This window comes from Bifidobacterium sp. ESL0769 (assembly GCF_029395495.1).
GTDB lineage: Bacteria > Actinomycetota > Actinomycetes > Actinomycetales > Bifidobacteriaceae > Bifidobacterium.
In genome coordinates this window covers 655,529-674,837 of record NZ_CP113918.1, presented here as the reverse complement: position 1 = coordinate 674,837, position 19,309 = coordinate 655,529, and the positions used below count along the sequence as shown (strand labels likewise).

Genomic DNA, 19,309 nt, shown 5'->3' with positions numbered 1-19,309 from the left:
TTCACAATATTTACGCTTATCAATACATCTATAACGGCGTTGCCAAGACACGCTCAAGCCTGCGTGGAAGCCATGATGAACGTGCCGACCTCGCTATCCGAATCCAACTGCACACGGCCATCAACGGCGGGCACGAAAACTGCCTCGCCTTGCCGCAAAATCTTAGATTCGTGCGAACTGACCACCCTCACAGATCCTTCGAGGCAGACCACGATTCGCGGGCCGAAATGCCGGTTGGTAAGCGAAACCTTGGTCATGAGCCGGCCATAACGGCGAGAAAGCCGCTCCATCATCGGCCAAGGACGCTGCTGCGTGCCGACACGGCCAAAACTCAGCATGAACTCGTCGATTTTCGGCCGATAAATCACCCGGTTGCCAAACATTCCGCCCCAGTCCGTCATCCAACTGACGCTAGGGTCGATGGGCGAAGACGGGTCGCAATCGAGAGTTTGCAGGAAGTCCGAAATATCCTTGTGCTTCACCGTCATACCAGCACGTAATACGTTATCCGAATTGGTCATAATCTCCACGCCAGTGCCATGGATATAGGCGTGTGGGGTGCCAGCTGGAATGAAAACGGACTCACCCTCCTGCAATGCCAGCGGATTCATCATCAGCAACGCAAGCACGCTGGGGTCCCCCGGAAACGCTTCTTCGGCGGCGAGGGCATGATGGAAAGCAAGCTGCGAGCGCTCGTCGGAAACCTCGGCAGCAGCGCTCGCCAATGCCTCGTGTAAGCCGCTGACCGGTCCGGCGACAACGGCAGTGTGGAATGCACGGAAAATCCGCTTGTGCGACGGTTGCCAGACCGCAGAAGCTATGGGCATCATCGCGTCAGCTTCGGCAAAATCATCGTTTTCCGGCCCCGAAGCCAAGGCATGCTGCGGGGTGACGAACCTACCATGCATTCCATGGACACCATGTATCACAGGCACGCTATGCATCCCATACACATCATTATGTGATTGCGGTGTAAGTGCCTCCACCATGCGTCGGGCAAGCGGATGGTCCACCAGCGTCAGATTGGAAAGCATGAACGTCGGAGTCGCGAAACCGACGGATGCCTCGAACGGCTCCAGCGCGACAACCATCTCGTTTTTCGCCACCGCATCCTTGAAGGAACGCTCGGGCGCGTCCATTGCTATGTGCTGCGCGTTTTCGGCGTTGAAACCGGCGCGCGCTTGGAAATCGATGGGATGGACCTGCAAGGAAAGCGGGATACGCGCGGAAATCACTTTAAGAAGATATGGCAGAACCGGACCGAATTTATCGGAACAGCGAACGCCAAGCATGGCTTCAGGATCTGCGTGGATGAGATCGGTCAGAGCCATGGAAATATTGGAATCATCGGACGTTTCGACGCTACGCACCCGTAAATTTCGCAGTCTTGCCAGCGCCTTATTTCGCTTGTGCTGCTTCTCTTGCGACAGCTCTTCCAAGGCTTTCTGCATATTGAGATCCACCTGTGAAGGCCACTGTGCATGACCGCTGAACCACATCTCGGCCAGCGGTCTATCACCGGTTTCCTTGTGAATTTCAGGTTGCGATTGAGACTGCCGGGCTTCCCTTACGGATGGCTTACGCTCACCCTGCGATACCTGATTCTCGCTATTGGCAAACAAAGGCGTACCCTGCATTGGCAGTTTCGAGGACAGCTGGGAGGCGAACATCGCCTGCAAATGGGTATAGGAACCCCAGGCATACCGCTTGATGACCGGGTGAATCGAATACACGTGCAAGGCTCCTCGTACTGACGTTTCCTCTATGCTCTCATGGCTCTCATACTGATTTGCATACATAATCAGCGTATAGCCAACTTAAGGTTAACCCCCGATACTAAAATTGGCTCTATGAAATTTGCCCCGATTCTCAACCCCGACGTCTGTAAGCCCGCGCCAAAACCCGTTCAGGTCGACTTGCGCAAGACGTTCCTGATTATCACCAGCTGGTGGGTTATCGCCCTCGTGGTCAGCGTGATTTTGCTCGCATGTGGATTCCACGTCATTGAGGCGATCATTCTGTGTTCGTCGGGAGTCCTCATCGGCGTGCTGATGCTGATTTGGGAGCATTTCGACCGCTGGGATTATCGCAGGCTCGGTGCGAACTGAAGGGGCGACGTCTCTATTATTCTATATTTTCATCCATCCAACTTTCGTCTATCCCGATAATTCTTTATCCGCTAACGTATCATCTATCATTATTTACCAATAATTAAAACCACCAACGCATAACCGGCGTATCCAATCACTACGAAAGAAGCTCATATGCGCGTCATCTACAACGAAGAACTCAAGGCGGTCGCCGATGACCTGGAGCGCATGGCCAACGGGGTTTGCACAGCGATTCACGGGGCCGGCAGGGCACTGATGGACGGTGACATGGACGCTGCCAAATCCGTGATCGACGGAGACTCGGCCATCGACGCATTGGAAAAACAGATTCTCGACCAGTGCGTGAAGCTTCTAGCCCAGCAGAGCCCGGTGGCCACGGATTTGCGCGTAGTGGTCGCCACGCTGCGGCTGGCTTCCACCATCGAGCGTATGGGCGATCTGGCGCAGCATATCGCACAGACGGCCCATCGGGCCTACCCTGCCTCAGCACTGCCGGACGATACAAAGACGCGGCACATTTTTGAGAGTATGCGCGAATTCCTCGACGTCACGGCCGACAGATTGCCGGAGATGCTTTCCGACCGCGACACCACGCTGGCGCAACAGGTCATCGCAGACGACAACAAACTCGACGAACTGCATCAGGAATCTTTCGCGCTCGTGCTCGATGACGCATGGAAAGGCACGAAACAACAGCTCATCGATGTGGTTTTGACCGCTCGCTTCATGGAACGCCTCGGCGACCACGCCGTTTCCACGGCCCGCCAGGTCGTTTATATCGTTTCCGGATTCGATCCGAGCAAAGAGCCCCGCGATTTCGACGAGGACTGAGATTCCAACAATTTACTGATAAAACTACGTATAAAAATAGCAAAAAGGCGAATCGCAATAATATCTATGCGATTCGCCTTTTATTTGGCAAAAGTAAAGTCGAAACTTACTTCTTGGCCTGGCCTTGTGCAGCAACGGCGGCGGCGCCGGCGGCAGCGGCTTCGGGGTCGAGATACTCGCCACGGGGCTTGATCGGTTTCATGTTCTCGTCAAGCTCATAGACCAGCGGGATGGCCGTCGGAATGTTGACCTTGGAGATTTCCTCTTCACTCAAGCCGTCGAGCATCTTGACGATGGCGCGCAGCGAGTTGCCGTGCGCGGCGATCAGTACGGTCTTGCCGCTTTTGAGCTCAGGAACGATTTCGGATTCCCAGTACGGGGTCACGCGGGTGACCACGTTGGCCAGGGCTTCGGTCTCGGGTACCGGATCGCCGGCGTAACGCGGATCGCTGTTCTGCGAGAATTCGTCGCTCGGATCGATCTCTGGCGGCGGGGTGCCGTAGGAACGACGCCAAATCATGAACTTCTCGTCACCGTACTTCTCACGGATCTCGGACTTGTTCTTGCCTTGCAGGGCGCCGTAATGACGCTCGTTGAGCCTCCAGCTACGCTTGACTGGAATCCATAGGCGATCGGCCTCGTCCAAGGCATAGTTGGCGGTGTTAATCGCGCGACGCAGCAGCGAGGTGAAGACGATGTCGGGAAGAACGTTCTTCTCCTTGAGGAGCTGGCCACCATGCTTGGCTTCCTCGACGCCCTGCTCGGTGAGCGGAACGTCCACCCAGCCGGTGAACTGGTTTGTTTTATTCCATGCGCTCTGGCCGTGCCGGAGCAATACTAATTTATAAGACATAGTTCAATGGTAGGCGATGAATGGGACGGTATGGCAGCAAAATTGTTAGCGCTAACAGTACTGTTCGCCACACACGCTCAAATCCCCTATGAATCTATGGCCACACCGAAGCCATACCGATGACCTCTTAGAGCGTCAGGGCAATCTCGACAACGATGAAAACGATTGAGAACAGCAAAACCGTCATGCTGCACATCGGCAGAGCCTTGACAAAGTTACCGGCGTTGACACTCTTGACTAAGCCCGTAGCCGCCTTGATGCAGACCAACGCGAAGAGGATGGCGAGGACCGCAAGAACGACGCCGCCGACGCTGAAGTGATGGAAGAGCATAACCAGCGGGACGAAAGCACCGACGACCGTGACCACCAGAGGCACCAGATAGGTGACGAACAGAACAGTCTGCGCGTTTTTCTGGCCGAGACGCACGCCAAGGGTCATTTTGCCGCTGATCTTATCTTCGTCGACGTCACGAAGGTTGTTGACCATGAGGATGGCGCAGGAGAAGAGGCCGCAGAGCACAGCGCCCAAGACGCCTTCGGCGTTAACACGTCCGGTAAGCACATATTGCGTGCCGAGTACGGCAACCAAGCCGAAGAAGATGAAGACGCCAACTTCACCAAAGCCAGCATAACCGTAGGGATGTTTGCCGCCGACGTAGAACCAACCGGCAAGCAGGCAGACGATGCCGAGGGCGATGAGCCACCAGTGACCGGTGATGATGGTGAGGGCAAGGCCTGCGACACAGGCGATGAACGCGTTGACACCGGCAGCGGCGAGCACTTGACCGGGCTTGACCCGCCCGGAAACGGTGAGGCGCTGGGGTTTGGCGGTTTTGACTTCCTCGTCGCCTCGACCCTCGTCGGTGCCGCGGATGCCATCGGAATAGTCATTGGCGAAATTGGCCGCAATCTGGATGAAAAGCGCGACAACGATGCAGAGCAACGCGAGCAGCGCAAACTTCCCCCACGGCATGCTGGCCGCCGGGGCGCTCAAAGCGCTCGGAGCCGCCACACACCCCTCAATCTCGTTTGCAGGGGTGGCGCATCCCGCCGCCCCTGATTTCAGCAGACGATATCCTGCAGCAACGCCGACCAATACAGGCGCAATGGAGGCCGGCAACGTCTTCGGGCGCAAACCGTTGACCCACAAATCCAAATTCTTCAATGCGACCAACTTCCTTAAAGGAAAACCGACGTTTCTCTTGCGACGGCACCATGGTTTGAATCAGTAAAATAATAGCAGAATTTGACTACATTGTCTCTTACACAAAAGTTGCCGACCTGAGGTAAGGCCAGCAACTTGTTTACATCAATCGATGTATTAAACAGACACTATCAAGCAGATATCACTTGACATTCCCCATTATTCCATCATAAACAGGCCAAGGCCGTGAAAAGGCCGTGCCACGAGCACAAGAAAGCCCGGGCCAAAATCATATAAAAGCCCGGGCAAACTGTAAGGAAGCAGACAATCGTTGCTGCATAACCGGAATAATCGGAGGTTGGGCCGACCTTAGTTAGTTCAGTGGCTTCACCAGAGGGAAAGTGATGGTCTCGCGAATGGTGGCACCGGTCAAGGCGATCAGCAGACGATCGATGCCCATGCCCATGCCTCCGGCCGGCGGCATGCCGACGCCCAGAGCCTCGAGGAAGTCCTCGTCGATGTCCATCGCCTCGACGTCGCCCGCGAGCGCGTCCTTGGCCTGGTCGACCAGGCGCTGGCGCTGCACCACCGGGTCGTTCAATTCGGAGTAACCAGTTGCCAGCTCGAAGCCGCGCACGTAGAGGTCCCACTTCTCCACGACGCCCTTCTTGGAACGGTGGGCCTTGACCAGCGGACTCGTCTCGACCGGGAAGTCACGTACGAAGGTCGGGACCTCGGCACCTAGGCCAGCCTCGTAGAAGTGCTCCCAAAGATGCTCGACCAACTTGCCGTGGTTCTCGACCTCGTCACGTTCCACACCAAGCTTGTCGGCGATGGCGCCCAAGTGCTCCACGGACGTTTCCGGCGTGATCTCCTCACCGAGCGACTCGGAAAGCGACTCGTACATCGAAATCTGCTTCCACTCGCCTCCGAAGTCGTATTCGCTGCCATCGAGGAGCGTGACCTTAGTGGAGCCGAACGCGTCAATGGCGGACTGCTGGATGAGCTTCTTGGTCAGCGCCGCGATGGTGTCGTAGTTGCCATAGGCCTGATAGGCCTCGAGCATGGTAAATTCAGGGGCGTGTGTGCCGTCGACGCCCTCGTTGCGGAAGTCGCGGTTGATTTCGAAGACGCGCTCGATGCCGCCGACCAGGCAGCGCTTGAGGAACAGTTCCGGCGCGATACGCAGATAAAGGTCAATGTCGAAGGCGTTCATATGGGTGACGAACGGACGAGCCGCTGCTCCCCCATGTACCGTTTGCAGCATCGGGGTCTCGACCTCGAGGAAGTCGTCTTTGGCGAAGGTATTACGCAGCGAGGTAACGACCTTGGAACGCTTGCGAACCATGTTACGAATGTTCTCGTCGGCAATCATACCGATATACGGCTTACGCGTGCGGGTGTCTTCCGTAAGCTCCTTGTGCAACGCCGGCAGCGGCTGCAAGGCCTTGGCGGCGATCTTCCACTCGCTGGCGAAGACCGAAAGCTCACCGGTCTTGGACGCAATCACGCGACCCTTCAAGTAAAGATGGTCGCCCAAATCGACGAACTGCTTAAACGCCTTCAACGAATCCGCGCCAATCTCCTTCTTGGAGATCATGCCCTGAATCTTAGTGCCGTCGCCCGCCGCAAGCTGCACGAAGCACAGGCCGCCGCCGTTGCGCAGGAAAAGCACGCGACCGGCGATGGAAACGACATCCTGCGTTTCGTCGCCCGCCTTGAGCTTGCCATCGTACTTGGCACGAACCTGCGGAATCGTGTCGCTGACCTCGACCACAACCGGGTAAGGCGCGACGCCGTCTTTCAACATCTGGGCGCGCTTGGCCACGCGCATCTGCACCTGCTCGGGCTGACCTTCAGGGCCGAACTTCTTGTTGGTCGGGTCGATGGACTCGTCGAAGGACTTGCCTTCGTTGATATTTTCCGCGATAGCCTCGTCCTGCTTGAGGCGCAATTCCGCGCGCTCGACAGTGGACATTACCGGGGTCTCGGCCTCTTCTTCGTTCCGGTTTTCGCCGGTTTCATTCGTTTCGCTCATAATCCCTGAGTGTACCGAGCAGCCGATACACACGATTATGTGTTCTTACGGATCCATTTGCGTCATTTCCCGCACTCCACACACATTTATGCGGGAAACAACGCATTCTGCCGCGCTAAATGCGTCTTTCCCCACACATGTACCCTGCTTAGTGCGGGTAACAACGCAAAATCAGACCAATATGCCAGTATCGTAGCTACCTGCTATATCCTCCCTGAAAACCGGCAACGGCAACAAACTAATCTGCATCCGACACGCATGCTGGACTCGTCCCCGGGTTCGTTGTATCATGATTGCTGTTGTTCATCGGGCTGTAGCGCAGCTTGGTAGCGCGCTTCGTTCGGGACGAAGAGGCCGCGAGTTCAAATCTCGCCAGCCCGACCAACTAGAAACCCCTTGCTTTTCAAGGGGTTTCGTCATGTCTAAGACGTAGCAGATACGTCGTTTCACTTTATTACACTATGACATTAAGCAAATTGGGTTCTTGGCATCATCCATACTCGTTTCGTGCGCCTGCTTCCAATAGGTATCGCCGGAGTAACGCGGCATCATGAAGGTTGACGAAAACGAAGAGACAGGGATACTTGGGACACCGCATATAAGGAGTCAAGTTGAAGAAAAGCCTGCTCGCACTGGCTTGTGGCGCGTTCGCGTACGGAGCCGCGGAATTCGTGATGATGGGCATCCTGCCCCAGGCCGCGCGCGACATGCACGTGAGCATTCCCACAGCGGGTAACTTCATCTCTGCCTACGCCATCGGTGTGTGCGTCGGCACGTTGATGCTGATTTTCGGCCGCAAGATGGGGCCGAAAAAGCTGATTCTTATCTTTATGGCCATCGCGCTTGCCGGCGATCTGTTCAGCTCGTTCGCCCCGAACGCCACGCTGCTGGTGATCGGACGCTTCGTCTCCGGTCTCCCCCACGGCGCGTTCTTCGGCACCTCTGCGCTCGTGGCAAAAACGCTCGCCGACCCGGGTAAAGAGGCAAAAGCCGTCAGCCTGACCATCACCGGCCAGACCGTGGCCAATATGCTTGGGGTGCCAGGCGGAACGTTCATCGCCGAGCACCTTTCTTGGCGTCTCGCTTTCCTCATTCTCGCAGGTGTCGCCGCACTGACCGTAGTATTGGTGGCCGTTTGGGTGCCACACGTCGAGCCGGTGAAGGATGCCGGGATTCTCGGCCAGTTCAAATTCCTGACCAAACCCGGACCGTGGGTTATTTTGCTTGCGGTATTCACCGGCAATACCGGCATTTTCAGTTGGTGGAGCTACGTTTCCCCGTGGTTGCAGAAAGTCGGCGGCTACACTTCCGGCATGGTGCCGCTGCTGATGATGCTTGCCGGTTTCGCAATGGTGATCGGCGGACTCGTTGGAGGCCACTTGACCGACCACTGGCGCAGCGCAGGAACAGCAGGCCTCGGCCAATGCCTCAGCGTCATCGGTCTAGTTCTAATCTTTTTCATGCCCGGCAACAGGTTCGACACCGCCATCTTCACGTTCATTATCTCGTTCGCACTGTTCTTCATCTCCACTCCACAACAACTTCTGCTGGCTGAAGCCGGCAAAGGCGGCGGTGAGCTGATCGGCGGAGCTGCGGTGCAGGTCGCGTTCAATTTTGGCAACGCGGTCGGTTCAACGGTCGGCGGCGGCATGCTCAACATGTCGCATATGAACTACCATTTCACCGCTTTGGGCGGCATCCCCTTCGCCCTGACGGCCACGATTTTACTTGCGATTTATTCGCTGCGCTACGAAACCGACACCGACGCTTACGAGCGTTTGCAGCCGATCGACGTGTGAAATTCGCAACCTGGATTCGTCTGCAACCAACACCTGAACGAACTAGGATACGACTATTTCGTATCTGAAATTCACGACTACTTTTACATGGAATTACTGTTTGGAATCAGCCGAATCAGGCGCAATTTGCCCTTGCGATTCATGACCCGAACACAGGAAACCGACCACCATCGGAGTAAGCAGCACTAGCTGGAAAACGAACCGCGTGGGCGAAGGACGGCCGGGGCGCGACATGCTTTCGGCGCAGACGTAGAGGCTGGCGGCAGTCAAAAGCCACGGCAGGCATTTGAGCAACAAGCTGCGTCCGTCAGCAATAATACGAGACGCGAGATCGCCATCATCTTTATTGCCGAGGCTGTTCGCAGCAGCGCGCTTACGTTCTTTCCTGCGCCTCCACAGGTAATACAATACGAATCCCGGCAAAACCGAGGTCCACAACGCCATGAAGAACGGAATGTTGATACCTGGCGTATCGACGATGGTGCGGTAAAGCTGTTTCACCGTCTCGCTGGCCTCCGTGGGCGGGGTATGTGGCTGGAGCACGCCGTAGGTATAAGAGGCGGTGTCGGAGGTAGTCATCGGCAGCATCACCACCGAAACCGGCTTGGGAATCGGCTGGTTCTTGACACTGAAGGCATCGAAGGTCATCCACCCGGCTTCCAGACAGAAGAAACCCTGCAGGTACGAGTCGGGATGACGCAGGCCGACGTCAAGCCAAGCCTTGGCGAACCGCGAAACCGGCACTTTGCCTTTCACCGTCCAACCGATGGCCGGCACGGCAAGCCACGGGTCGTAATCGCGACCGATCTGGTCCCATGAATATTCGATGTAATTGTCGACGGCATCGCGGTCTGCGTCGCTGATAGCGTCGGGATGGTCATGCGCGGCGCGGGCCATCATCTGAATCGGCAGGGCAAGCGCGGCTTCGGGCGTGCCCGGTACGACGTTGATGTGCTGGTAGGCGAATTTCGGCAAGGCCATGTCCACAATGACAAACAGCACCACCGCGAGCGCCGTCAGCGTCGCCTTGAATTTCGCCGCGAACTTGCCGATAAGCAATGCGAGCAGACACAACACGACGATATAGAGCCCAAGCTTTTTGGTCAACGCGACCAGTAGCCCGTCAAGTGCGAAGGCGGTGATGAACCACGGGTTGCGTGTCAGTTCAAGTTTGCTGTCGACCAATTTGCAATACATTACCGCCCACGGAACGAAGAGCATTGCACTGGTCGTATCTTTGGCGATTGACATCACGCACATCGGCACTACTGGGAAAAAACAGAAGAACGCGGCAAAACCGTGCAAAAGCTTGCGGTTGAGGTTGGTTTTACTCAAGTAAGCCAGCAGCCATGCGATACCGAAGGCGAAACCAACGGCCTGCAACAGCGCGTATACATACATGCCAATGTTGTAATTATCGAAAAGTGCCTTGCCCAAGGAGGCGAACCAACCGTATAAATAAGTGTCGAGGAAGGGGTGATGATCCCAGATTTTACCAGCGTTCATACCGTATAACGGCATACCGTAGTATTCCGCAATCTGGTCGCCGGTATCGAAATGAATCACTCCCGGGAATAGCAGGATGATATACGGCAGCCAGCAGCACAGCAGTATCGAGGCATCGGCGGTAATGGCGGACGGGCGCTCGATATAACGGAAATGGAAGTAACGGCGAATCTTGGAGACCGTTCTCTGGTCGGCGGTATTCGAAATATCCCTTGAGGCTACTTCATGTTTGCTGGCATTTATTTTGGAACTGTCGAACGCGCGAGTTCTTGCAAATTCAACGCCACGGAACGCGACCATATACATTACGGCAAACAGCATGGCATAACAGACCGCCTGCAAATAGAGGTAGACGTGGTCGAAGGGAACCCAACCGAACTGCGCGGCCTGACTTGAACAGGCCACCATGAAACCAAGCACGACGGGAATCAGCAAGCCGATTTTAGAAGGCTGAAGGAAGTGTCGGAATTCCGACCATACGCTGCTATCGGCAGGTACAGCTGGGGTCTGCAAGCGTTGGTGATTATCGTTATCATCCGGATTACCACCGCGCGAACCGGTTTTGATATCGATGGCGGCTTCCTGAATCACCAACGTATCGCCGGATCGGCCAATTTTCTTATCCTTCACCGCTGCTCCCCTGCGATTGCCGGCCACCGCCGTATCAAACCTGTTCCATATATCTATGGCCAGTCTAGCGTGCCGGTTCGTCGAAATACAGATTTCGTTTCATGCACTTCTTTTCGCGCGATTCCAATACCAAACCTTCTACATGTGACATAGCTCACACCGAAATGAAGCCGTTGAATATCATATCCGGCAATAGACTTGAGGCAGGAAACGACAAAGGAGCAGTCATGGACGACAACGCGCAAGGCAAGACGCCCGAGGAACTTTTGCGGGCTTTCAGCGAGGAGCATTCTGCGACTCCGGGAGAACCCGACGACGCCAGCGACCCGAACAACGCGGCTGCACCGACGCCCTCGGCCAACGCTACGTTCGACACCGAAAAATTCTTGAAGGGACTCGACGCTTTATTCGACGCGCACGAGGCCAGAGACAAAGCCGAACCGTACCTCAAGCAGGCGATGGTCGATGCAGAGAATGCCGGTGATGACGCGGGGCTTTTGACTGTGTTGAACGAGACCATGGGCTTCTACCGTTCACACGGACGGCACGAAGACAATCAGTGGGTCATTCAGCGGGCACTGGAACTGGGTTTGAAGATGGGCATCGAAGGCACCGAGGCGTGGACGACGACGCTCATCAATGCGGCGACCGGGATGCGTGCGGCCAAGCACTACGACCAAGCCGAGGATTTGTATAAGCAGGCGTTGGCATCGGCGCAAAAGACGCTGGCACCGACCGACCGGCGAATGGCAGCACTGCACAACAACATTTCCATGCTCTATAGCGAAACCGGGAAACTCAAGGAGGCGCAGGCCGAGCTTGAAAAAGCGCTTTCCATTCTTGAGGCTTCGAGCACTGATCCGGAAACCGACATCGACGTAGCCTCCACGCATACCAATCTTGCGCTTGTGCTGTTGCAGCGGGCGACCGAGGCGGCGCGGAGCGAACAGCAAGCGAGGCAGGACGGACCACGTACTTCGACATCGTCATCGTCGTCCCAGAACACCTCAGATCCGGTATCCGCAAAAGCCGAGAAGTCCGCGGATTCAGCACCGCAATCGATGCAATCGGCATCCACCTCTAAACAATCGCGGAATCAGCCAGAATCCGATAATTCAGCATCATCCGAAACTGCCGACTCGCTGCTTGAGCAGGCGATGAAACATTCCTTGAAAACACTGGAAATCTATAAAAACGGACATCTCGAGCACAGCGCACACTTCGCCTCAGCGTTGGCCGGATACGCGCAGACCTGCTTCGCCTCGGGGCTTTTCGACAAGGCCATCGACTCCTATCGTCAAGCGCTCAAAGTCATTGAAGAATGTTATGGAACCGATACCGATTATTACCGCATCACGGCGGGGAATCTGGCGCAGGTCGAGGAAACTGCACAGGCGGCGCGGGAAACGGCCGGAAATAATGGAACGGCGGAATCAGATAACAACTTCGACACCGTAAGGAACGGGAACACCGAGGAAATCAACAGCAATGCCAATCCCTCAATTCCGTCCGAACAAGCAAAAAACAATACCTCGGTGACTTCGAATAATAACGAATCATCTACTTCCGATAAGACGGCAAGAGCAAGCAAGCCGGCCATCTCCGGGCTCAAACTCGCACGGGCTTACTGGGAGCGATACGGCAAACCGATGATTGCCGAGAAATACCCTGAATATCAAGGGCGCATCGCCGCTGGTCTGGTCGGCCACGGCTCGGAATGCTACGGCTTCGACGACCAATATTCGCAGGATCATGACTTCGGGCCCGGCTTCTGCTTGTGGCTCACCGACGAGGATTACGACGCAATCGGCGAGAAACTGCAGGCCGACTACGAGGCGCTGCCTCAGGAATTCATGGGTTTTGGGCCGCGCGAGTCCACAGCTCGGGCGCAGGGAGGCTCACGACGTACCGGCGTCTTCCGCATCAGTGATTTCTTTGCCGGAATCACGGGCTATCCAGCAGCTCCCAACGACGATAAACCACACGAATGGCTGCTGCTCGACGAACCGACGCTCGCTGCGGCGACCAACGGCGAGATCTTCGCCGACCCGCTCGGCGCCGTTTCCAAGACCCGGCAAGGGTTCAAACTGATGCCTGATGACGTGCGACTTTCGTTGATTTCCCGGCGACTCGGCATGATTGCACAGGCCGGCCAATACAACCTGCCCCGCATGCTCAAACGTGGCGACGGAGCGGCGGCATGGCTTTCCATCCGCGAGTTCACCACCAACGTCTGCTCGTTCGTCTTTCTGATCAACGAACCGATTCGCGCTGGATACATGCCTTATTACAAGTGGCAGTTCGCGGCGCTTCGACGACTTTCCGGGCGCATATCGACGCTCTTGCCGGATGTCTGTGAACAGCTCGAAACCATACTGCGACTTTCCTCAGCGGCTTGCTTCGGCGGTGCCGGATTCGGCGAGGGCGGCAAAGGTTCAGCCCCCGCGCAGGAACAGATTCAATCGACCGTCGAACACATCTGCGGAGAAATCGTTGCGGAGCTCAAAAACGAAGGCCTGACCAATAGCGACGAGGAATTCCTCGAATGGCAGCGACCGTACGTCGAGGCACATATCTCCAACGATAATCCGGTGTTGCATAGCCTATAAATCATATTGCAAAAATCCTCTGTTAAAACCACTAAAGTGGATGGCAGAGTGTCAACAAATGAACCGATAACGATATGCGACGCAGGCATACCGAAGAAAAGAGCAACGATGACTGAGAACGCAACGAAGCAAACGGAACACGAAAACCGCGCGACCCCAGCAGATCAGGCACGACTTGACCTGCTGGAACACGTGGTCAAGCATGAGTGGGACCAGTTCCAGAAGACGGACAATGAGGGCGGCCGCGCGGCCTGCCAAGGCAATTGGCCGACATTCCACCAAATGCGTGCCAGCCAGTTCATGACCTGGCCCGTGCCGCTGCTGAAAAGCTATGCCGATGACCTCGACGAAGCGGACCGCGTCGGGCGCAACCTCATCACCGAGAAATACGGGCGCATGATGATTTCGACCTGGCCCGAAGAATACCATGCCAATATCGAACCGTATATCCCCACACATTCTTCCGAACGCATCGCCGAACAGGAAAAGGTCATTGCGCAACAAGTGGCGTGGGCTGACGATTTCCGAGCCCGCTACCCCAAGCTCGGCCGTGAGATGCGCGTGCTGCACACCTCAGAAGACACCCACGAAAAAACATCGTTCGAGACCTACCTTCGCGGCGAACTCGGCACATATTCCGACAAGACGTTTGAACTGTATAGCAATTTCATTTCACAACTCGCTGCAGCCAACCGCAACCTTACCGAAGAGACCATCCGCAACACCGTGCTGCTCGGCGGCTTCCAGTCGCTTGACGAGGCCGAAGCGTTACAACAGTAGGCGTAAAAATAGACGCGACGCGTTAGAGTGACACGAATGCGATTACTGAAACGATTCCTCCCCTCACTGGCCATCTTTGTCGCACTTGTCGCCGTTTTGACGACGTTGGGTGCCGCAATGACTCCACAGTGGAGCGTGGAACCGTTGACGCAACATATCAAGGTCGCTTCAACAAATTCCGCGATTCAGGCCCGTGACACCAAAACCGCTCAGGAAGGCACTTACCAGGTCAAGACGAGGAACCTACGCATCAAGCTCGCCCCGGACGTCACCATCAACGCCATTTTACGATCTCCTGTCGGCGCACCTGGCAAACGACCAGCGACTTTGTTCATTCACGGGGCGGGTACCGGCAAAGCCAGCGAAGTATACGGCGACATCGCTTCGGCTATGAGTTCGGCAGGCATCGTCACGCTGGTGCCCGACAAACGACTTGACACCTACACCACGTTCCACCGCGATTATTACGCAATGGCCGAAGACTATATGACCTCGCTGAAAACCCTGCAAACGCAACTCGACGTCGACCCCGCACAGACCGGCATCTATGCAGAATCCGAAGGCACATGGATCGCCGAAGCAATGGCACATCGGCATCCGGGCGCGATCCCCTTCATGATGTTGACCTCACCGCCGGCGGTTTCTGGACGTCGGCAAATGGCGATGGCCGCCAACACCTATGTCGACTACATCGGCGCACCCAAAGCACTCAATCACGATGTCAACAAATTCATCGGGCTTGATTTTGCCCCGCTCGGACTGCAATATGCCGATTTCCCCGCCGAACGGTATCTAAAAGACCTCACGATGCCGCTACTGGTCAGCTTCGGCACCGACGATCTTTCCATGCCCATCGAGCAGGGCGCAACCGACATCGTTGACGCAACGAGAGCGGCCGGCAATCGCAATGTGCTCGTGCGTTACTACCACGCCAATCACCAGATGCGCGTTGGCGCCCACACATCCGTGCCCGGTCTGCCCCTCGATATGCACTATACGCACGACCTCGAAGACTGGACGAACGCCATTGCCGCCGGTACAAAAGCCGACGGATGGGTCACGCCTCAAATCGCGGGAGACCAGCCACACCAACGGCTCGCTGTCCCCGCCAACGTCAAACCTGGACTCATCGGATCGCTGAGCACGATATTGGTGTTGCTAGCCGCGATAGTTTTGTGTATCTCAATGGCGGGAATCGTCGGTATTTGTATTGCAATTGGACATGCAAGGCAACGTTCCAAACAAGATTCTTCAAGTCTGACCGACAAGAATCTCGTAAACCGAACTTCGACAAAAACAACAAGAGTTCGACTCTCTTGGGGGGATACTGATCATAACCGGTTCCCGCATCGCCTCACAGCAGCGTTGGCCCTAAACGGCTGTTGCGCGATATTAGGCATCGTGATGTTCTTCGTTTACGTCATCATCGCCGCGAAATCAGCGCTGACACTCACTTCGCGAGGCACTCTTCTCACTTGGGGATGGGCGTTGATGCAAGTCATCGCCTTGATCAACGTTGCGTTGTTCACTTGGCTGATTAGAGAACTTTGGCATTCGTGCAGTAAGCATTTCCAAAGCTTCTGGACTCCCGCACACTTTATCGTTACTGCATTGTGCGTTATCGCAGCCGTGGTTTCGCTGGTAATGATGACGTTCTTTGGACTCTTTAGTCTTTAAAAGGCACTTGCAGAATCATTGAAAGCCAATGGGAGTTAGACAATAACGCTCCAACGTTTTCATGTTTGTATGTAATAGAATGTTGACCAAACCAAACGACGCCCATGCAACGTCATTATCGTCGCGCAGGCGTCGTTGGCATACTACCATTATTCCAGAAGCAGTTTACTGCCGTCTTCTGGCTTTCCACTTCGCAGTGCCCTTGTGAATCAGCGATGCCAGACCGAGCAAGACCGCCAATCCGATCAGCAACGCCCCCAGCACAACGACGAATAAAGCGATCAGCGAGCGCACATCGACACCTCCCAATACCGGCGCGAACACCATGGGAAACGCCGAACCGACAATCAGCATCAGAGCACCAAGACACAGCGGAAACAGGCTCAATATGATAGTCGCCTTGCTCGGGCCGGTAGGTGGCTGCGGCTTTGGCATCTGCTGCGGCACATCGCGCGGCACACGTACGTAGGCGCTGGAGGGGGCGGGCCCACTGGCGAAATTCGACGGCAGCACATGCCCAGGCTGCGGCGGCACACCCGAAAAGGCACTGTCAGTTCCGGTTTCATTCCAAGTCTTAGTTCCCGTTTCGGCTACTCCCCCAGCTTCAGTTTCAGCCGCCATTCCAATCCCGGTCTCGGTTTCAGCGCCTGCTGGCGTTTCAGTTCCAAGCTGGGACCCGGCCTCACTTCCGCCTTCTCCCGCCTCAGACGAATTGTTTGCAGCATTATCATCTTGCGCAAGATTATCGTCTTCAGTGCCGGTCGTAACGGTATCAGCGTTCTGAACCGGCAAGGTCTCAGTAGTATCATCAGCACTACTTTGAATCGTCACGGCCTCCGAGGCGGCAGCAGTGTCGAAATTCTGAACCGGCATGGTCTCGGTAGTATCGTCATTATCGTTCGAAGGCGGCATAGCCTCGGTATCGGCAGCATCGGCACTACTATTCTGAACCAGCATGGTCTCGGCGGTATCGTCATTACCATTTTGGACAGGCATGACTTTATTGTCGTCGTTATCGTCGGTATCAGCACGAAGGTTCTGAGCCGGCATCGTCTGGGTTTCAACAAAGTCGTTATCGGAAGTCAGGTTCGTCATTTCGTTCTCCCTGTTGGATTCGTCACGCATTTTCATCGCCTCCATGTTCCGTCAGTCTTGCCTTTGGCGAATTGCGCATAACTTGGCACCGTACTTTCCTCGGGATATTGCACCGTCACGCGGCCTTCAACAACAGCTGGCGCCTCAATGCGAAGCTCGACACTGCTCTTTGGCAACTTTTGCATATCCGTGGCCCATTGATATTCCTTTTCATCTCGATACCTGCTATCAGAGGCGATGAGCTCACGGCTGGAACCGAAAACCTCGATTGCCTCTCCGCGCCGCAACGCCACATAGCCAGTGCCCAGAGATCTGGTACCGATACCAGTATTCAACGGATATCCCGCGCTTGTGAGGCCTCTCTCGGCATCGCTAAGGCCATTTGGCCCCAAATCCGAGTAATCGGTAGTAAGCCCATATGAACAGCCTGCAGGCAATGTAATGAATACCGTGGCCTGCTGCGCCGTCAACTTGATCGTACCGGTCGGGCAGCCAGATTCGACAGTGGTGCCATCCACGAGAGTGATCTTATGAGTGCCATGGGTCTTGGCATAGTCACTCATATCAATATTGAGTGCCTGATCATCAAGCCTTTCCCCCTTAACAGCAATTCCTTGCTCAAGCTTGCTGAATTGCTGGTCATCGCTGCCGTCAATAGCTTTGAAGCCGCTGAGATTGACATGATGATACGTAGTGTTCGTTTGTTCCATACTGGTCAATACAGTCGAATAGCCGATATCGCCAATGACGAACACGACCGCCACGAACGCCGCTATCCAGACCAAGGGATGCAGCCCTCCGGCGCGATGCCCGGTCAGGCCAAGGATGGCGATGAGCACGCCCAAACCCAGCAACACCCCGCCAATCCAGTACGTCCCATATTGGAAGACGGTGCTGATATAGCCGCCATTGTTGAAGCATTGTATTGCAACAAGTGCTCCTGAAAGAAGGATGACACCGAGCGCAAGCAAGACGATCACGAATCCGGCCGGCTTGCGTCGCGCGCGCCTTGACCCCCACGACCTTACCGCACTTTGCGCCTGGCTCTGTTGATAAGGCTGCGTCGGTTCGGCCATATAAGTAGGAGGAGCGGCGGATTCCTGCGCTGTACCAGCGGCAAACGGCGAAGCCCAGGATTGCGCGGAAGGCCGGCCGTTGAAGCCGAAAGCGTTTTGATGCCCATTCCAAGCTCCATTTTGAGGGTTCCGGGCATCGACTGAATAGGTCTGACCTCCATCGTCAAAGTGGTTCTGACCCGTTCCGGTACCGCTGGAATCAACGTTATCGATATGGTCATCCGACGAATTCGGCTTCGCGTCGGAATTATCCTCACGCACGTTCACATCGGCATCTTCCATACGATCGCCCGGGTTCACGCCATTCTGTTCGCGAAACGTCGCCTCGTTGTTTCCTTGGTTTTCTTGCGCTCCTTGGTTTCCAGCTTGCAGATTACCCTGCGTTTGCGGCCAAGGTTGCGCAGCGTACGGCGCAGAATTCGCGCTTCCATAAAAAGTCGGATTTGCGCTGCCAGAAGGGGCATAAGGTATCGGACCGGCCTGAGATGGACCTTGCGGCTGCTGTGGGCGAGCTTGATATTGGCCTTGCGGAGACTGCGCGCGTGCTTGATACTGACCCTGATATTGACCTTGTTGCCCTGGCCCGTTGTTCGCGTAAGCGGCTCCGCGCTGCTGCTGCGCCTTGTTCGCAAGGCTGTTGATCATAATCAGCAGTACCGCCACCGCGACGATGGCCAGCAGCACGCCGATACCCGGGAAACAGAACGCGATGATCATGAAAATAATTGGACCAAGCAATGACCATTGCCATTGGCCATAAACCAGTTCCTCGCCGGAAATCCTGCCGTCACGGCAATCCGGCAGCAACACCCACGCCGCCGCGTAGAATGCCGCACCGAAACCGCAGACCAGCGTGGAGGCGGCGACCACCGCACGCACGAAAACAGGACTCAGCCCATAACGCACCGCAATGCCGTCGCATACGCCTGCGATCCAGCGGTTGTTGCCGCGCATCAGCCCGCTGCCGCGAATCCATGCGAAGAAACGGTCGATCTTGTCGTGCCGAGACGGAACGGGGTTGCTCATATTATTCGGCTGTTGGGAGCCGTGACCGAATGTATTGTTGCTCATGATTCCATTACAGCACTCGGAAACGCTGAAAGGGGTCAGGGAACACCCTGATTTAACCCTGATTTTTGCCAGAACTCACCCTGAAAACC

General features: G+C 55.6%; 13 protein-coding genes and 1 tRNA gene. 7 read left to right on the top strand and 7 right to left on the bottom strand.

What is annotated here, in order from left to right; genetic code table 11:
• Nucleotides 1–53: 53 nt before the first annotated feature.
• Nucleotides 54–1,733 (bottom strand): mannose-6-phosphate isomerase, class I, encoded by a 1,680-nt coding sequence (gene manA, locus OZX72_RS02615; protein ID WP_277158869.1) that lies wholly within the window; start codon nucleotides 1,731–1,733, stop codon nucleotides 54–56.
• 117 nt (nucleotides 1,734–1,850) lie between these two features.
• On the opposite strand from manA, the gene OZX72_RS02610 reads away from it, so the two are divergent.
• On the top strand, nucleotides 1,851–2,108 hold the full coding sequence (locus OZX72_RS02610) for a hypothetical protein (protein ID WP_277158868.1): 258 nt from the start codon (nucleotides 1,851–1,853) through the stop codon (nucleotides 2,106–2,108).
• Nucleotides 2,109–2,264: 156 nt separating this feature from the next.
• The gene (gene phoU / locus OZX72_RS02605) at nucleotides 2,265–2,942 is read left to right on the top strand and encodes a phosphate signaling complex protein PhoU (protein WP_277158867.1); all 678 of its coding nucleotides are present in this window, start codon (nucleotides 2,265–2,267) and stop codon (nucleotides 2,940–2,942) included.
• A gap of 106 nt (nucleotides 2,943–3,048) precedes the next feature.
• On the opposite strand, the gene OZX72_RS02600 is transcribed toward phoU, so the two are convergent.
• The 3 genes from OZX72_RS02600 to lysS form a co-directional block, all read right to left on the bottom strand.
• Nucleotides 3,049–3,795: a phosphoglyceromutase gene (locus OZX72_RS02600; protein WP_277158866.1), complete on the bottom strand. Its 747-nt coding sequence runs from the start codon at nucleotides 3,793–3,795 to the stop codon at nucleotides 3,049–3,051.
• 127 nt (nucleotides 3,796–3,922) lie between these two features.
• Nucleotides 3,923–4,960, bottom strand: a complete 1,038-nt coding sequence (gene menA, locus OZX72_RS02595) for a 1,4-dihydroxy-2-naphthoate octaprenyltransferase (protein ID WP_277158865.1) — start codon at nucleotides 4,958–4,960, stop codon at nucleotides 3,923–3,925.
• A gap of 352 nt (nucleotides 4,961–5,312) precedes the next feature.
• A complete protein-coding gene (gene lysS, locus OZX72_RS02590) occupies nucleotides 5,313–6,977 on the bottom strand; it encodes a lysine--tRNA ligase (protein WP_277158864.1) in 1,665 nt (554 codons plus the stop codon).
• Between the two features lie 307 nt (nucleotides 6,978–7,284).
• Here lysS and OZX72_RS02585 point away from each other — a divergent pair.
• Both OZX72_RS02585 and OZX72_RS02580 read left to right on the top strand, forming a co-directional pair.
• Nucleotides 7,285–7,361: transfer RNA gene (locus OZX72_RS02585), tRNA-Pro, on the top strand.
• Nucleotides 7,362–7,588: 227 nt separating this feature from the next.
• Complete coding sequence (locus OZX72_RS02580) at nucleotides 7,589–8,776, top strand: MFS transporter (protein ID WP_277158863.1); 1,188 nt, start codon at nucleotides 7,589–7,591, stop codon at nucleotides 8,774–8,776.
• 93 nt (nucleotides 8,777–8,869) lie between these two features.
• On the opposite strand, the gene OZX72_RS02575 is transcribed toward OZX72_RS02580, so the two are convergent.
• Nucleotides 8,870–10,912 (bottom strand): DUF6020 family protein, encoded by a 2,043-nt coding sequence (locus tag OZX72_RS02575; RefSeq protein WP_277158862.1) that lies wholly within the window; start codon nucleotides 10,910–10,912, stop codon nucleotides 8,870–8,872.
• A 227-nt stretch (nucleotides 10,913–11,139) separates the two neighbouring features.
• Between OZX72_RS02575 and OZX72_RS02570 the strand changes: the two genes are divergently transcribed.
• From OZX72_RS02570 to OZX72_RS02560, 3 genes are all read left to right on the top strand, one after another.
• Nucleotides 11,140–13,521, top strand: coding sequence for a DUF4037 domain-containing protein (locus OZX72_RS02570; protein ID WP_277158861.1), 2,382 nt, complete (start codon nucleotides 11,140–11,142; stop codon nucleotides 13,519–13,521).
• A gap of 108 nt (nucleotides 13,522–13,629) precedes the next feature.
• Complete coding sequence (locus OZX72_RS02565) at nucleotides 13,630–14,301, top strand: DUF4125 family protein (RefSeq protein WP_277158860.1); 672 nt, start codon at nucleotides 13,630–13,632, stop codon at nucleotides 14,299–14,301.
• Between the two features lie 36 nt (nucleotides 14,302–14,337).
• A complete protein-coding gene (locus OZX72_RS02560; RefSeq protein ID WP_277158859.1) occupies nucleotides 14,338–15,978 on the top strand; it encodes an acyl-CoA thioester hydrolase/BAAT C-terminal domain-containing protein in 1,641 nt (546 codons plus the stop codon).
• A gap of 165 nt (nucleotides 15,979–16,143) precedes the next feature.
• Here the strand turns inward: OZX72_RS02560 and OZX72_RS02555 are convergent, their stop codons facing one another.
• Entirely contained in the window at nucleotides 16,144–17,118 is a 975-nt protein-coding gene (locus OZX72_RS02555; protein ID WP_277158858.1) for a hypothetical protein, read from the bottom strand.
• Nucleotides 17,106–19,220 (bottom strand): PspC domain-containing protein, encoded by a 2,115-nt coding sequence (locus OZX72_RS02550; RefSeq protein WP_277158857.1) that lies wholly within the window; start codon nucleotides 19,218–19,220, stop codon nucleotides 17,106–17,108. Before OZX72_RS02550 ends, OZX72_RS02555 begins: the two co-directional genes overlap by 13 nt.
• Between the last annotated feature and the right edge of the window lie 89 nt (nucleotides 19,221–19,309).

What these genes read in the sequence shown, in the direction of transcription:
- OZX72_RS02565 (WP_277158860.1), top strand. Translation starts at nt 13,630, where the DNA reads ATGACTGAGAACGCAACGAAGCAAACGGAACACGAAAACCGCGCGACC.
- OZX72_RS02550 (WP_277158857.1), bottom strand. Translation starts at nt 19,220, where the DNA reads ATGAGCAACAATACATTCGGTCACGGCTCCCAACAGCCGAATAATATG.
- OZX72_RS02560 (WP_277158859.1), top strand. Translation starts at nt 14,338, where the DNA reads ATGCGATTACTGAAACGATTCCTCCCCTCACTGGCCATCTTTGTCGCA.
- OZX72_RS02600 (WP_277158866.1), bottom strand. Translation starts at nt 3,795, where the DNA reads ATGTCTTATAAATTAGTATTGCTCCGGCACGGCCAGAGCGCATGGAAT.
- OZX72_RS02555 (WP_277158858.1), bottom strand. Translation starts at nt 17,118, where the DNA reads ATGGAGGCGATGAAAATGCGTGACGAATCCAACAGGGAGAACGAAATG.
- OZX72_RS02610 (WP_277158868.1), top strand. Translation starts at nt 1,851, where the DNA reads ATGAAATTTGCCCCGATTCTCAACCCCGACGTCTGTAAGCCCGCGCCA.
- lysS (WP_277158864.1), bottom strand. Translation starts at nt 6,977, where the DNA reads ATGAGCGAAACGAATGAAACCGGCGAAAACCGGAACGAAGAAGAGGCC.
- OZX72_RS02570 (WP_277158861.1), top strand. Translation starts at nt 11,140, where the DNA reads ATGGACGACAACGCGCAAGGCAAGACGCCCGAGGAACTTTTGCGGGCT.
- phoU (WP_277158867.1), top strand. Translation starts at nt 2,265, where the DNA reads ATGCGCGTCATCTACAACGAAGAACTCAAGGCGGTCGCCGATGACCTG.